Below are 13,874 nucleotides of genomic sequence, written 5' to 3' on the forward strand. Positions count from 1 at the left end.
AATCAGCCCGGCGGCCAGCTCATCCGACGTCCGCCCAGCAGGTGCAGGTGGATATGGAAGACCTCCTGTCCACCATCGGCATTGCAGTTAAATAGGGTTCGATAGCCCTGCTCTGAAAAACCCTCTTGCTTCGCAATCTGCTGTGCAGTCAGCACCAGCTTGCCCACCAGCTCTGGCATCTGCCGGAGTCAGATCATTGAGCGTGGCGATGTGGCGCTTGGGGATCACCAGAATGTGTAGCGGCGCCTGGGGATTGATGTCACGAAACGCCAGTATCTCATCGTCTTCGTAGACCGTATCGGGCTTGATCTCACCCTTCACCATTTTGCAGAAAAGACAGCTGTCCATTGTCACTCCTTATTTCCACGCCGCGGGCGGGATCAATCAAATGGAAACTTAAAGCCAAATATCCTTCTTAAACAAAAACATATTGGCACTACCTACCGTGTTAGATGAGTTTTTGGTGAGGGGTTCAGAAATTGGAACGACCGGCAAAGGCGTGAGCCAAGGTTGCGCCGTCGATATATTCCAGTTCGCCGCCCATCGGCACACCCTGGGCGATGCGCGTGGTTCTTGATACCACGGGCATCGGCCATGTCGTGGATGTAGCGGGCGGTCACCTCCCCCTCCACAGTAGCGTTAGTGGCCAGGATCACCTCTTCGATCTCGCCTTCCTCGAGGCGCACCGCCAGCAGGTCGAGCCCCAACTCACGCGGGCCGATGCCATCGATGGGCGAGAGCCGCCCGCCCAACACGAAGTAGTGGCCACGGTAGTCGATAGAGTTTTCGATCACCGCCAGTTCCGAGGGGGTCTCGACCACACAGATCAGGTGCGAATCCCGCTTCTTGCTACTGCAGATCTGGCAAAGCTCCTGCTCGCTCAGGGTACGGCAGCGCTGGCAATGGCCGATCTGTTGCATCGCCTTGGCCATCACCGCGGCGAGTCGACGACCGCCCTCTCGGTCACGCTCCAGCAGATGGTAGGCCATACGCTGTGCCGACTTGGCGCCGACACCAGGCAGGCAGCGCAACGAACTCATCAGCTGATCAAGCAGAGAGGCGGCCATCGGCTCAGAACGGCAGTTTCATGCCCGGTGGCAGGCCCATGCCGGAGGTGAGGTCGGCCATGCTCTCCTGCATCTTCTGGCTGACCCGCTGGCTGGCATCGTTGAATGCCGCGGCGACCAGATCCTCGAGCATCTCCTTATCGTCGCTCAACAGGCTCTCATCGATGGTGACACGGCGCACCTCGTGCTTGCCGTTGATGATCACCTTGACCAGGCCGCCACCCGATTCACCGGCTACCTCCTCCTGGGCGAGCCGCTCTTGGGCCTGCTGCATCTCGGCCTGCATTTTCTGCGCCTGCTTCATCAGATTGCCAATCGCACCCTTCATGATCTTCTAACCTCTTGGATTCATATTCACAGCGTCGCCTGCAACGGTGACTCTAACTTTAACCCCTCCACCAACCCGGATAGCCCATGGTATTTTCGAGGGGTTGTAATCTTGGAATTCTAGCCCGAACTGCGCTGTTGCATCACTTCGGATCGACCGGCCGGATTGACCCGTTCACCAGCTGGGCATCGAAATGCTCCTCCATCTCGCGTACAAACGGATCGTTTTGCATCGCTGTTCGGGCATCCTGTTGGCGCTCATTCTGCTGCCGGAACCGAGGCTTTGGCGGGGGTCTCCTGCTCCGACGCTTCGACAACGATCACCAGTCTAGCCTGCTCACCAAGCAAGCGTTTCACTCCCTCCTGCAGGCGTTTTTCAGACTGCCCAACGCGCAGCTGTTGACCGACCGGATCGAGCTTGAGGGTCAGTTGCGTGCCATCCCAGGAGCCGAAGGTGCAGTTGCCAGCCAGTTGGCTGGCGATACCACCGAGCCGCATGGTGGCGACAAACTCGCCCCAGCGACTTGGATCACGACACTCACCCGCAGCGGCAGCTGGCGCCGCAGTTGAGGCCTGAGGGCGCGCTGCCTTGGGCTGCGCCTGAACCACTTTGGGGCGTGGCNCTGCAGCGGCCGTTTTTCCCTGTGGTTTTGCACTGACACCGACCTTGTCCCTGCACCCCGACACCGGCCGAAAGGCGAGCATGCGCAGCAATACCATCTCGAACCCGCTACGTGGAGTCGGCGCCAAGGGCAGCTCCTCCTGCCCCTTCAGGCCAATCTGATAGAACAGCTGCAGATCCTCCTGGGGGATCTGTTCTGCAAATCCGCTCACCCTGGCGGCATCAAACAATTCAGCTGGCGCCACGCCTGGGACCAGCTGACAGAGCGCCACCTGATGCAACAGTTGCAGCAGATCCTGCAGGGCCGTGGCGTAGTCGGGGGCCAGCTCGGCCATCGAGGCCACCGCCTGCAGCAATTGCGCCGCTTCACTGGCGGCCAGCGCATCCAGTAGCGCATAGCTCCACTCGCCACCGATGGTGCCGAGCATCTCGCGTACCTCGGCCCCTTTGACCTCTCCACCACCGAAGGCGATCGCCTGATCGAGCAGACTGAGGCCATCACGCATACTGCCGTCGGCGCCCCGCGCCAGCAGGGTCAGGGCCTCGGCATCGTGGGCGATCTGCTCCTGTTCGAGGATCTTCTGCAGCTGTCCACTGATCTGTTCATTGGTGAGTCGCTTGAGGTTGAACTGCAGGCAGCGGGAGAGCACAGTAACCGGCACCTTCTGCGGATCGGTGGTCGCCAGCACAAACTTCACATGCGGAGGTGGTTCCTCAAGTGTCTTCAATAAGGCATTGAAACTACTTGCGGAAAACATATGGACTTCATCGATCAGATAGACCTTGTAACGGCCCCTGACCGGCGCGAAGGGGACATTCTCCAGCAGTTCGCGGGTCTGATCGACCTTGGTACGGGAGGCCGCGTCCACCTCCAGCAGATCGACAAATCGGCCCTCGTCCACCTCCCGACAGCTATTGCAGACGCCACAGGGGGTGGAGCTGACGCCGTGCTCACAGTTGAGCGACTTGGCCAGAATACGTGCCAGGGTGGTCTTGCCGACGCCGCGGGTGCCGGTAAAGAGATAGGCGTGGTGTAGGCGATCGTTGTCCAACGCGTTGCTCAACGCCTTGACCACATGCTCCTGGCCAACGAGCTGATTGAACAGGCGCGGGCGCCATTTTCGGGCAAGTACCTGGTAGGACATGAATCGAATAGTGCCGGGGAAACTAGGGCCGAAGTGTACCCCATCGGCGCTGCGGAATCACAATTCCGGCAGCGCCCGGAGAGTATGGGAGAAATTGGGTGGCGGCGGACACCAGCCACACCCCGGCACACGATGCCACTGCTGCCGCTGCTCCCTTCCGGGCCTGACGGGGTTCACAGCTTCTCGTTGCGAGGGGACCGATGCCAGCCACCATAAACTGTCAATCGGGCTCTGGCATCCAGAGCCTCCACAAAGGGGCGTGATTATAACCCGAAAACAGCTCAGGGAAAGCCCTGGTTGATACGGCTCGTGCCTCAGCGCATCCTACGGGCTAGCCACTCAGCGGGTAGCAAGTAATTCGAGGGGGCGTTGGCCTGACAACACACAGGCCAACGCGGAATCAGACGGGTTCTATTTCAATAACGCGGCATACATTCCGGTAACTGTGTTCATTTTCACCAGAATCTGATCCAGCGCCCGGGTTACCAAAGTCGGCACAAACTGGCCGCTATCCATCTTGTTGCTTAGCTGGAACAGTTTCCATCTACCCTCGACATCACGCAGCATCTTGTCGATTTCCGGCGTATTCTCAGGTGCGGTGAGCAACACCTGCAACGCCTCGGAAAACTCACGCACGGCCTTCTTATAATCCTCCTCATAGATCGGATTCTCGAAGCCCCAACTGCGTAGCAGATAGATACTGCCCATACGCTGCGAGAGCATCCGCTGGCGACCGGACAGATTGACCAGCCGCCCTGCCTTGGCTCCCGAGGCTGCTTCCAAATGCAGCACTACCTGATGTGCGGCCTGCAGCAACTGCTCGGCCTGGGCACGCAGCCTCTCAGCCGATTTCCGCTCCGGACGTTTTGTTGCCAGCGCCCTGAAACTCTTCCAGAGCGCAGCTACACGCTCCAACTCCTGCGAGACTGCCGAATTGACCTCGAAGGCCTGAAGCTCGGCAAGCTGTTTCGTAAACAGCTTCTCTCCACTGCGCAGCTGCTTCTTCGCCTTCCGATAGCTGATATCCTGGCCCATCATGGCATAGGCCTTGACGATCCGCTGGGTCAACATGCGCTGCCGCCCCGCTTTATCGATCGCCTCACCCATCGTCAGCTCAGCGGCACTGGTTGACAGCGGCAGCAGAGAGGCCGCCAGCCACACCAGCCAAAAGATTCTCGCTACTCCAAGCATTCCTCCCCCTGTTGCCCGATTCAGGGCATGAAATTAGATCTGTAAAACCGCGGAACCTAACGTCTTTTTAACCTTTGGTAAAGCAAAACCACCACCCATAAAAGCGCCACTGGCGCGAGCCTGAACCCAGCCCTCAAAACAGTCTAATGGCGACATTGCAAAACGAGACTATACCCAACGAATTTGGTATATTTACTTGTTTTTAATCGGGCAGAGATAGCGCACCATGTTTGACAAGAGTATGCAAATTCAAGGGTATGACGATGAGCTCTGGGCCTCCATCCAGGCAGAAGAACGCCGCCAGGAGGAGCACATCGAGCTGATCGCTTCTGAAAACTATACCAGTCCCCGGGTAATGCAGGCTCAGGGCAGCGTACTCACCAACAAATATGCCGAAGGCTACCCGCACAAAAGATACTACGGCGGATGCGAGAATGTCGATGTGGCAGAGCAACTCGCCATCGACCGCGCCAAGGCACTGTTCGACGCCGACTACGCCAACGTGCAGCCCCACTCCGGCTCCCAGGCCAACGCCGCCGTCTACATGGCGCTCTGCCAGCCCGGCGATACCATACTCGGCATGAGCCTGGCCCACGGTGGCCACCTCACCCACGGTGCCAAGCCCAACTTCTCGGGCAAAATCTACAACGCCGTACAGTATGGCCTCAACCCCGCGACCGGCGAGATCGACTATGACGAGGTAGAGCGTCTAGCCCGGGAACACAAGCCAAAGATGATCGTCGCCGGCTTCTCCGCCTACTCCCGGGTGGTCGACTGGCAGCGCTTCCGCGACATCGCCGACGAGGTGGGTGCCTACCTGTTTGTCGACATGGCCCACGTCGCCGGCCTGATCGCTGCCGGGCACTACCCCAGCCCGGTTGCCATCGCCGACGTCACCACCACCACTACGCACAAGACCCTGCGCGGCCCGCGTGGTGGTCTGATCCTGGCCAAAGCCAACCCGGAGATCGAGAAGAAGCTCAACTCACTGGTCTTCCCCGGCACCCAGGGCGGCCCGCTGATGCACGTCATCGCCGCCAAGGCGGTCGCCTTCAAAGAGGCGATGGAGCCCGAGTTCAAAGAGTATCAGGCGCAGGTAATCACCAACGCCCAGGCGATGGCTAAGGTCTTCATGGATCGCGGTTACGACGTAGTCTCCAAAGGCACCGACGACCATCTGTTCCTGGTCAGCTTCATCGAGGCAGGCCTCACCGGCAAGGAAGTAGACGCCTGGCTCGGCGCCGCCTACATCACCGTCAACATGAACGCAGTGCCGAACGACCCGCAATCCCCCTTCGTCACCTCTGGCATCCGCGTCGGCACCCCGGCGATCACCACCCGTGGCTTCAGCGAGGCCGAGGCCAGCGAACTGGCCGGCTGGATGTGCGACATCATCGACAATCGTGGCGAGCAGGCCAAGATCGATGAGATCAAGGGCAAGGTGCTGGCGATCTGCGCCAAGCACCCAGTCTACGCGCGATAATTATGAATTTTGGTGTTCGCTACGCTCACGCTTTTAAAGAAAATATTGTGAGCGTAGCCCACACCAACCCGATTCATAATTTACAATTCAAAATCCATAGTTTCCTTTAAACATGCGTTGTCCCTTCTGCGGAGCCCAGGAGACCAAGGTGGTCGACTCCCGCCTCAGCGGTGACGGAGACCAGATACGTCGCCGCCGCCAGTGCAGCACCTGCAAGGAGCGCTTCACCACCTATGAGACGGCCGAACTCAACATGCCACAGGTGGTCAAGCAGGATGGCAGCCGCGTACCCTTCGATGAAGATAAGTTGCGCGCCGGCATGGAGCGGGCCCTGGAGAAACGTCCAGTAAGCGCTGAGCGAGTTGATGCGGCAATCAGCCACATCACGCGCAAGCTGACCACCAAGGGCGAACGCGAGATCCCCTCACTGCAGATCGGCGATCTGGTGATGGATGAGCTAAAGCGCCTCGACCAAGTCGCCTACGTACGCTTCGCCTCGGTCTACCGCAAGTTCGAGGACGTCAACGCGTTTCGTGAGGAGATCGAACGACTCGAGCGCCAGCCGACGCCGGAACAGCGCCGTCAGCAACTCAAGCTGCCGATCAGCGACAAGGAGAAAAAATGAGCAGCGACACCGATCACCACCAGATGGCCCGCGCGCTGCAGCTGGCGGAGAAGGGGCTCTACACCACCCATCCGAATCCCCGGGTCGGCTGTGTGCTGGTCAAGGATGACCAGGTAGTCGGCGAGGGTTGGCATCGTCGCGCCGGCGAACCCCACGCAGAGCGCAACGCGCTGGCCCAGGCTGGCGAGCGCGCTCGTGGCGCCACCGCCTATATCACCCTGGAGCCCTGCTGCCATCAGGGCCGCACCCCACCCTGCAGCGACGCCCTGATCGAGGCCGGTGTCAGCCGCGTAGTGGCGGCGATGCGCGACCCCAACCCGCTGGTTGCCGGCAAGGGGCTGGCACAGCTGGAGGCCGCTGGCATCGCCACCGAATATGGCCTGATGCAAGCCCAAGCGGAGGCGCTCAATCCAGGGTTCACCAAACGCATGGCCGAGGGCCGTCCCTACATCCGCTGCAAGCTGGCGATGAGCCTGGACGGCCGCACCGCGATGGCCAGCGGCGAGAGCCAGTGGATCACCTCCGAGGCGGCGCGGCTTGATGTACAGCGGCTGCGCGCACGCAGCTCCGCGATCCTCACCGGCATTGGCACCCTGCTGGCGGACGACCCCTCGATGAATGTACGCCTTTCCGCTGAAGAGCTGGGGCTGGAGGCAGATCTACAGCCGCCAACGCCGGTGCGGGTGGTGCTCGATCCGGCTCTGAAGACCCCACCGACAGCGAAGATGCTCAAGCTACCCGGCCCCACGCTACTGCTGAGCAGCGACGATGAACCGCTGCACGCGGCCGCCCTGGATGCAGCTGGCGCCCAAGTGATCTCGCTGGCAGCCAACGGCTGCAACCTCAACCTCGACGAGGTGCTCACCGTCCTCGCCGAACAAGAGCTCAACGAGGTGCTACTGGAGTCAGGCGCCACCCTCGCCGGCGCGCTGTTGGAGAAACAGCTGATCGACGAACTGGTGATCTACATGGCGCCCCACATCATGGGTGACAGCGCCCGCGGCCTGTTCCACCTACCGCTGCTGAAGCAGATGTCACAGCGCATCGGGCTGCAGATCAGCGATCTGCGCAAGGTCGGCCCGGATCTACGCATCACCGCCCACCCGGTCTATTCCTGAGAGAGACTCGATGTTCACCGGAATCATCCAGGCTATCGGCACTATCGCCGGCAAACAGAACCGTGGCGGCGACCTGCGCCTGCAATTGCGCACCGGCAGGCTCGACCTAAGCGATGTGGCGCTCGGCGACAGCATCGCTACCAACGGTGTCTGCCTAACCGTGGTGGAACTGAGCGGCGACGGCTTCACCGCGGACGTCTCCCGCGAGACCCTCGCCCACACCACCCTGACGCAACTCGGCGTCGGCAGNCCGGTCAACCTGGAGAAGGCGCTGACCCTCAACACCCGTCTCGGCGGTCATCTGGTCAGCGGCCATGTAGATGGCATCGGCAACATCATCGATCGCGCCGCGGATGCCCGCTCGATCCGCTTCACGCTGGAAGCGCCGGCGGAATTAGCGAAGTATATCGCCCACAAGGGTTCGATCTGCGTGGATGGCGCCAGCCTCACGGTAAACGCGGTGGACGGCAACCGTTTTGATCTGAACATCGTGCCGCACACCCTGCAGGAGACAATCATGGCCGGCTATGCCACCGGCAGCCAGGTCAATCTGGAGGTCGATCTGCTGGCGCGTTACCTGGAGCGGCTGATGCTGGGGGAGCGGGCCGCCGAACGCAGCGGTTCGGGCATCACCCAGGCGTTTCTACGGGAGCACGGCTTCGCCGGCTGAGGCCAGTGCGCCACATCCCGACTCACACCGAGCCGCTTTCGCGGCCAGGGGAAATCGCGCCACCCCTTGCTGCAGGTAGCTGTAGAGCTCCGCCACCCAAGGGCGAGCCGCCGCTGGAAGTTGCGGGGCTTGGCGCCGGAAGTCATAAGGCAGAATCATCACTGAGGCCGGCTCCTGCCAGCTTCTTGCTACCAGCAGAAACAGCTCCTCCACCGCCTGGTCGCCAATCGCCAGACAGCCCACCGACCAAGCGCTGCCGTGGATGAAGATATTGGAACCGGGCTGCCGGCGTCCCTCGGCATGGGCGTTGAGCCAGTCGAAACTGTTGGGAAAGTTGAGCTTGATCGAGAGGTGAAAGCGGCTGTGGGGGTTGAGCGCCTCAATCTGGTAGAAGCCCTCGGGCACCTGCCGGTCCCCCTCCCGCAGCTTGGGACCGGCCACGCCACTGGCGGCCAGCACCTGATAGTCGTGGATATGCCGCCAGGGCCCAGCATCTGCCGCCCAGACCTCGATCTGCTGCTCCTGTTTCAGACTGATCAGCTGCAGTCGCGCTGGCGGATACTCCACCCCGGCCTGTTCAAAGCGGCGTCGCAATTGCGGTTCGAGGCGTGGCACCAGCCGCTCCAGCACCTGCACCACCTCGGGCGATAGCGGCTCATTCGCCGCCACAGGGAGAGTGCCTGCGATAAGGGTGAAGCAGAGCAGAATGACAGCGAACCTCATCCACCCTTCCCGTTCGCCCTGACCCGCGCCAGCCAGTTGCCGTAGATCACATCCGAGATCCGGTGCAGACGTGTGATCTTCTCATCCAGCCCGACGGTGATCTCTTCGGAACGCTGGCTGCAGGCCGAGCTGAGTTCCAGGTCACTGCCATATTTGTCGATCCAGGCCTCCACCATCTCGGCGGTCATTTCGAGATGGAACTGCATGCCGATATGGTCGTTGATGCTGTAGGCCTGATTCCTGAAGCAGCGACTCTGCAACAGGGGCTGGCAGCCCGGCGGCATAGAGAAGGTGTCGGCGTGCCAGTGGAAGGTATCAAAACTCTGCGGCAGCCCATCCAGCCAACTCAGGTCATCCGCGCCATTGGCTCGCTGCAAGGGGAACCAGCCGATCTCCATCCCCTCACCGCGGCTGACTTCGCCGCCGAGCGCCTTGCTGATCAGCTGGCCACCGAAACAGACTCCCATCATCGGCAGCCCCGCTGCAAACGCCGTGCGGATCAGCTCCAGCTCACCCTGCAGCCAGGGCAGGTCGTCATTCACACTCACTGCTGCACCGAGAAACACCAGCCCCGACACATCCTCCACCTGCGGTGGTATCGGGTGATCCACATCGATGCAAACCAGTTCCCAGGGAACCCGACGCTGATCGAGGAACTCCCCGAGATAGCCAGGGCCCTCACAGGCGATATGACGGAATATACGTACAGGCTTCAAGATAGATCACCAGGATCGCTCCAACAGAGCAACCATTCTAGCTTCGACCCGAGCGACAGGAAAACTCTCTGGTCAGCGATGCAGTTACGCTCATAATTCACACCTTCAGCGTGACCGAAAACACATTCACAAGCCACCAATCCGAAAAAACTGCGATACCAATCACAGCCTTGAATCTAACCGAACAAGAAGTGCAATAGACATCACACTATCCTTTTTCCTACCATAACTGGAACGAGATTCGGATTCTAAAGGGACGCAGAAGTGAAACCATCCACAGTGGCAGTTGCACTATCCGGAACCGCAGCGGCAATCCTGCTGCTCGCCGCCCTCAGCAAATATGGCGGCGAGTCTACATCTACTGATCAGGACCTAGCCGCCGCCTCACCCACCCCGCTGGCAGAAAAATCCTCCGACGTCGCCAGCTTCCCACCCACACCGGCCGAACCTGCACCTTCATCCGAAACAACAAAAGCTCTCGCTGCAGACGAACCACTGCCGGCACACACTCACCAGTTCGCAGAAGATGCCACTGATGAGGAGATCCTGCGGGTAATGATGGAACAGCTTGCACAAATGGAGCTGGAAGCAGAGCCAGCGCTTCCAGATGAGCCTGTCGCGCTCTGGCAGGACGATAAAAATGGGGCCGCCGCCGGCCTGCCGATCCCTGCCGAGGTCGAGTACGAAACGATTAGGGTCAACCGGGATGTGCTCAATAATCTCCAGGTGGGGCAGCCACTGGAGTTGCCGATCCCGCAGGAGGCCAAATCCTACTACGGAACCATTGAAGAGACCCACAATCAGCTGGATGGCCAGGTGCAGGTCTGGTCTGGCGGGTTAGAGAATGGCGGCAACTTCAGCAACTTCACCCTCACCCAGGGGCAGCAAAGCACCGTAGTGATGGTCGCCACTGGCAGCCGCATCTACCAGATTGAGATCAACAACCGCACCGGCCGTGGCGCGGTCATCGACAACCGGACACTCTCGGTATTCAAAATCCCTGGCGATAGCGTAAAGCCCACCGAGCCCACCACGCCTATCCCAGGAGGCGAGCCGGATGCCTGATCCATCAAGAAAAACACGCTCTCAAATTACAGTGGAACCAATAAACACAACCAGGAAAGTTAGGGGAAAACCATGAAGCCAACCGCTCTGAAGCTAACAGCCGCGGCCCTCGCCTCGGTCTATCGATGCCTGCCATGGCAGAGATCATCACCGTCGATGTGCTCGGTCTCTACACCAAAGACCTCACCGATGCCGGCAAGGATGGCCCCACCCGGCTTGCCGCGATGGTCGAATTTGCCAATCAAGCACTGGAGAACAGCCAGGTCGATATGCGCTACCGGTTGGTCCACACCCAACAGGTCGATCTCGTCAACGATGGCAATACCGATGGGGATGCGCTGGACGCCGTCACCAATGATAGTGCCGTAGCGGCACTGCGGGACCAGTATGGCGCGGATATGGTGAGCATGATCACCAACACCGGTCCCTACTGCGGTATCGCCTGGGTTGGCCAGGGTGATAGCAACGGCACCTTCCGCTCCTACGCCAAGAACTACGCCTACAGTGTGACTGGCTACACTTGCGTCAGCAGCTTCGCCCACGAACTGGGCCACAACCTGAGCCTTGGTCACTCCCGCAAACAGGGCAGCACCGGCAACCTCTACGAGCATGGTGTGGGCTACGGCGTCGACAATACCTTTGTCACCCTGATGGCCTACGAATCGGCCTTCAGCACCTACAACGAGCAACAGCTGCACTCCAATCCGGCCCTCTCGACCTGTGTGGATCTGCCCTGCGGCGTACCCCACGACCAAGCAGGCTCATCAGACGCATCCTTCTCACTCAGAGCCGCCGCCCCCCAGGCGGCTACCTGGCGTCCCACCGTCGTTGATGGCGGCGGTAGCAAACCCGGCACCGCAACCGAATTGGCCACTAACGGCAACTTCGACAGCCTGGATGGCTGGAGCGTCTTCCCCAGCGACAGTTGGGGAACCCTGAGCCAGACTGAGGATCTGGTTGACAGCGTGGCCGCAGCCGCGGTCAGCGGTCGCCGCTCCAGCGTCGCTGGTCCATTCCAGACCTTAGATGTAGCTAACATCGAGGCCGGCACCACCTACAACTTCACCGCCTGGGCTAAGCTGGGTGAAGGCACCTACTCGCGCCAGCGGGCTTACGCCTACCTCTACACCAAGGATGCAAACAACCGCGGCCGCTGGCACCGTCTGGCCAGGACCTCCATCGTCCAGAACGAATGGACCAAACTGCAGGGCAGCTTCACTGCCGGCGATATCGCGCTCAGCAGCGCCAAACTGCTAATCTGGGGCCCCAGCCGCCGCAACGACTTCCTGGTGGATGAGGTCTCCTTCAGCAGCGCTGCCAGTACTCCCACCACCCCCACCAACCTGGTCGCCAATGCCGACTTCGAGAGCAATGCCGACGGCTGGAACGGCAAGTACGGCGCACAGCTGGCAACCGTGGCGGATGGCTACGGCGACAGCATGAAGTCCCTTTCCATGACCAACCGCCGACGCTGGTACAGTGGTGCCAGCTACGACCTGACCGGAAGCCTGGAGAACGGCAAGACCTACAGCATCTCCGCCAAGGTCAAGACAGCTGAGGATAACCAGCGTGGTCGCATCTATCTGCTGATTCGCGCCAACAACCGTTATCGCTGGTACTTCGTCAAGCGCCAGGATGTCGGTACCAACTGGAGCGAGCTGAGCGGCGAGAAGACCATCAACGTCAGCGGCGATATCCAGTCCGCCCAGGTGGTATTCATGGTCGGCAATAGCGGCGTCGACTCACAGATGGACGATGTGGTCGTCCAGGTAGTCGAATAGTCGTCTCCTCTGTGGCGCACCCCACTTGGGGTGCGCCCTCTCCCGCCGCCATTACATCCCGCCGCCGACAAACAGCAGCAGTAGCATCAGCGCCACCGACCCGAACACTCCAGCGGCCAGAGCCGAGAGCAGGGTCAGCAGCAGATCAGTCAACAACGAACGCGACCTCATCGCGCCTGCCAACCCCACCCATTCCCTCTCATCGCCCCTTTTTGTGAGCATAGGCCCTCTCCCTTAATCGCTGAGTCCCGTCATTGCGTAGCCTCGCAATCGGCATCACCAAACGAAATGAGGCCGGGTTGATCCGCTCAGGCGAGCCGTAGATAAACTCCTCGCACAGCGGCTGCGGATAGCCCTTCACTGTGCCGCCCGGTCAACAAACGAGAGCAGCACAAAGCGATCGAACGCCATGCCATCCAGGTCGTTCTCCGCATAGGCGGCCAGCGTCTCACCCTGTGGCTGCTGCCGGATCCGCTCTGCATCGACACCTGCTGCCAGTAGCCGCTGCACCACCGATTCCGCTCGTAGCTGCGCCAGCTGCTGGATTGTAGCTGGGGCTGCCACGCCTATCACTGGAGGCGCGCACCTCGATATCGAGCTGAGGAAACGCCTTCAACAAGGCCTGCCAGGGTATCCAGCTGGGGCTGCAGGCGCGGCTCCAGTTCACTGCTGTCGGTACGAAAACGCAGGCAGAAGGAGAAGCCATCCGCCACCGCCTGCAGGCGCTGGTGCTGCTCCCCGCGGATGCGCTCCAGCGCAGCCAGATCCCGGCTCCTTGCCCCAGAAACCTGCTGCAGCTGCCGCTGCGCCTCACCCAACGCCTCGCGGGAGGCCTGCAACTCCGCATCTCTGCGTCCGATATCAGCGACCAGCGCCCCACCGACCGCCCCGACAACGATCCCTGGCGGGCCGGCCAGAATCCCACCCAGTAGCATGCCAATGGCCGGCTGTTTCAAGGTTTCAATCCCATCATCGCGCAGATCCAGAGAGCCCTCCTGTGCCTGAGCGGAGAGGCTCGTCGAAAGTGCCAAAACGGTTGCTGCGATCAGTTTCATCTTCATCATTCATCTCCTCGGTTGGCCCAGCGCGCCATCCCTGACAAGGGCGACTCTCCTTGGTCTGCGCCGGTAAAAACTAACTTGTGGAGGAGATTACAAAGCACGGTGGTGGCAGGAGCTTGCCCAATCGGGGCAAAGGGAAGACAAAAAGTGGCAACACGGTGGCAATGGTGCAGGCAACCACTGCAGCTTTTTACCACCACGGCAAAGCCGGTTACATTAGAGAGCCTCTGATTAAGTCTGGACGAAATCGAGTGTGATTCAGAATTCTCAGATTCAAGGC

The 13,874-nt window shown here is 60.4% G+C and carries 14 protein-coding genes, 1 other RNA gene and 3 pseudogenes; 6 read left to right on the top strand and 12 right to left on the bottom strand.

Annotated elements, in window-relative coordinates:
- Positions 1 to 2: 2 nt before the first annotated feature.
- The 6 genes and pseudogenes from RIFP1SYM_RS06170 to RIFP1SYM_RS06190 all read right to left on the bottom strand — a co-directional run bounded on the left by RIFP1SYM_RS06170 (position 3) and on the right by RIFP1SYM_RS06190 (position 4,352).
- A pseudogene (locus tag RIFP1SYM_RS06170) lies at positions 3 to 348 on the bottom strand (histidine triad nucleotide-binding protein).
- Positions 349 to 472: 124 nt separating this feature from the next.
- Positions 473 to 1,067 (bottom strand): annotated as a pseudogene (gene recR / locus RIFP1SYM_RS06175) (recombination mediator RecR).
- A gap of 4 nt (positions 1,068 to 1,071) precedes the next feature.
- On the bottom strand, positions 1,072 to 1,395 hold the full coding sequence (locus tag RIFP1SYM_RS06180; RefSeq protein ID WP_005960882.1) for a YbaB/EbfC family nucleoid-associated protein: 324 nt from the start codon (positions 1,393 to 1,395) through the stop codon (positions 1,072 to 1,074).
- A gap of 142 nt (positions 1,396 to 1,537) precedes the next feature.
- Positions 1,538 to 3,161, bottom strand: a pseudogene (gene dnaX, locus RIFP1SYM_RS06185) (DNA polymerase III subunit gamma/tau).
- Positions 3,162 to 3,267: 106 nt separating this feature from the next.
- An RNA gene (gene ffs, locus RIFP1SYM_RS16915) (signal recognition particle sRNA small type) lies at positions 3,268 to 3,364 on the bottom strand.
- Between the two features lie 208 nt (positions 3,365 to 3,572).
- Positions 3,573 to 4,352: a type IV pili methyl-accepting chemotaxis transducer N-terminal domain-containing protein gene (locus tag RIFP1SYM_RS06190; RefSeq protein WP_005960884.1), complete on the bottom strand. Its 780-nt coding sequence runs from the start codon at positions 4,350 to 4,352 to the stop codon at positions 3,573 to 3,575.
- 226 nt (positions 4,353 to 4,578) lie between these two features.
- On the opposite strand from RIFP1SYM_RS06190, the gene glyA reads away from it, so the two are divergent.
- From glyA to RIFP1SYM_RS06210, 4 genes are all read left to right on the top strand, one after another.
- A complete protein-coding gene (gene glyA / locus RIFP1SYM_RS06195; RefSeq protein ID WP_005960885.1) occupies positions 4,579 to 5,835 on the top strand; it encodes a serine hydroxymethyltransferase in 1,257 nt (418 codons plus the stop codon).
- Between the two features lie 112 nt (positions 5,836 to 5,947).
- Positions 5,948 to 6,460, top strand: a complete 513-nt coding sequence (gene nrdR, locus RIFP1SYM_RS06200; RefSeq protein ID WP_005960886.1) for a transcriptional regulator NrdR — start codon at positions 5,948 to 5,950, stop codon at positions 6,458 to 6,460.
- Positions 6,457 to 7,578, top strand: a complete 1,122-nt coding sequence (ribD, locus tag RIFP1SYM_RS06205; protein WP_005960887.1) for a bifunctional diaminohydroxyphosphoribosylaminopyrimidine deaminase/5-amino-6-(5-phosphoribosylamino)uracil reductase RibD — start codon at positions 6,457 to 6,459, stop codon at positions 7,576 to 7,578. The genes nrdR and ribD overlap by 4 nt, the downstream gene beginning before the upstream one ends.
- Positions 7,579 to 7,588: 10 nt before the next feature.
- Positions 7,589 to 8,248 (top strand): riboflavin synthase, encoded by a 660-nt coding sequence (locus tag RIFP1SYM_RS06210; protein ID WP_005960888.1) that lies wholly within the window; start codon positions 7,589 to 7,591, stop codon positions 8,246 to 8,248.
- Here RIFP1SYM_RS06210 and RIFP1SYM_RS06215 read toward each other — a convergent pair.
- Positions 8,222 to 8,971: a L,D-transpeptidase family protein gene (locus RIFP1SYM_RS06215; protein ID WP_005960889.1), complete on the bottom strand. Its 750-nt coding sequence runs from the start codon at positions 8,969 to 8,971 to the stop codon at positions 8,222 to 8,224. The genes RIFP1SYM_RS06210 and RIFP1SYM_RS06215 overlap by 27 nt on opposite strands.
- Positions 8,968 to 9,687 carry a type 1 glutamine amidotransferase gene (locus tag RIFP1SYM_RS06220; protein WP_005960890.1) on the bottom strand — a complete coding sequence of 240 codons (720 nt, stop codon included), beginning with the start codon at positions 9,685 to 9,687 and terminating at the stop codon, positions 8,968 to 8,970. Before RIFP1SYM_RS06220 ends, RIFP1SYM_RS06215 begins: the two co-directional genes overlap by 4 nt.
- A gap of 264 nt (positions 9,688 to 9,951) precedes the next feature.
- On the opposite strand from RIFP1SYM_RS06220, the gene RIFP1SYM_RS06225 reads away from it, so the two are divergent.
- On the top strand, positions 9,952 to 10,752 hold the full coding sequence (locus RIFP1SYM_RS06225) for a hypothetical protein (RefSeq protein WP_005960891.1): 801 nt from the start codon (positions 9,952 to 9,954) through the stop codon (positions 10,750 to 10,752).
- Between the two features lie 134 nt (positions 10,753 to 10,886).
- Positions 10,887 to 12,533: a carbohydrate binding domain-containing protein gene (locus RIFP1SYM_RS06230; protein WP_006473801.1), complete on the top strand. Its 1,647-nt coding sequence runs from the start codon at positions 10,887 to 10,889 to the stop codon at positions 12,531 to 12,533.
- Between the two features lie 51 nt (positions 12,534 to 12,584).
- Here the strand turns inward: RIFP1SYM_RS06230 and RIFP1SYM_RS17925 are convergent, their stop codons facing one another.
- The 4 genes from RIFP1SYM_RS17925 to RIFP1SYM_RS17930 form a co-directional block, all read right to left on the bottom strand.
- Positions 12,585 to 12,755: a hypothetical protein gene (locus RIFP1SYM_RS17925; protein ID WP_005960893.1), complete on the bottom strand. Its 171-nt coding sequence runs from the start codon at positions 12,753 to 12,755 to the stop codon at positions 12,585 to 12,587.
- Positions 12,756 to 12,890: 135 nt separating this feature from the next.
- Positions 12,891 to 13,097, bottom strand: coding sequence for an OmpA family protein (locus RIFP1SYM_RS17390; RefSeq protein WP_240992034.1), 207 nt, complete (start codon positions 13,095 to 13,097; stop codon positions 12,891 to 12,893).
- Between the two features lie 5 nt (positions 13,098 to 13,102).
- A complete protein-coding gene (locus RIFP1SYM_RS16375; protein WP_240992035.1) occupies positions 13,103 to 13,588 on the bottom strand; it encodes a hypothetical protein in 486 nt (161 codons plus the stop codon).
- A 5-nt stretch (positions 13,589 to 13,593) separates the two neighbouring features.
- The coding region (locus RIFP1SYM_RS17930) for a hypothetical protein (protein WP_240992036.1) at positions 13,594 to 13,874 on the bottom strand (281 nt) is incomplete at its 5' end.

This window comes from endosymbiont of Riftia pachyptila (vent Ph05), assembly GCF_000224455.1.
Classification (GTDB): Bacteria; Pseudomonadota; Gammaproteobacteria; order Chromatiales; family Chromatiaceae; genus Endoriftia; species Endoriftia persephonae.

Bases quoted from the DNA above. Each gene is read 5' to 3' on its own strand.
- RIFP1SYM_RS17925 (WP_005960893.1), bottom strand. From the start codon at position 12,755: ATGCTCACAAAAAGGGGCGATGAGAGGGAATGGGTGGGGTTGGCAGGC.
- RIFP1SYM_RS06230 (WP_006473801.1), top strand. From the start codon at position 10,887: ATGGCAGAGATCATCACCGTCGATGTGCTCGGTCTCTACACCAAAGAC.
- RIFP1SYM_RS06215 (WP_005960889.1), bottom strand. From the start codon at position 8,971: ATGAGGTTCGCTGTCATTCTGCTCTGCTTCACCCTTATCGCAGGCACT.
- ribD (WP_005960887.1), top strand. From the start codon at position 6,457: ATGAGCAGCGACACCGATCACCACCAGATGGCCCGCGCGCTGCAGCTG.
- RIFP1SYM_RS06190 (WP_005960884.1), bottom strand. From the start codon at position 4,352: ATGCTTGGAGTAGCGAGAATCTTTTGGCTGGTGTGGCTGGCGGCCTCT.
- RIFP1SYM_RS06180 (WP_005960882.1), bottom strand. From the start codon at position 1,395: ATGAAGGGTGCGATTGGCAATCTGATGAAGCAGGCGCAGAAAATGCAG.
- nrdR (WP_005960886.1), top strand. From the start codon at position 5,948: ATGCGTTGTCCCTTCTGCGGAGCCCAGGAGACCAAGGTGGTCGACTCC.
- RIFP1SYM_RS16375 (WP_240992035.1), bottom strand. From the start codon at position 13,588: ATGAAACTGATCGCAGCAACCGTTTTGGCACTTTCGACGAGCCTCTCC.
- glyA (WP_005960885.1), top strand. From the start codon at position 4,579: ATGTTTGACAAGAGTATGCAAATTCAAGGGTATGACGATGAGCTCTGG.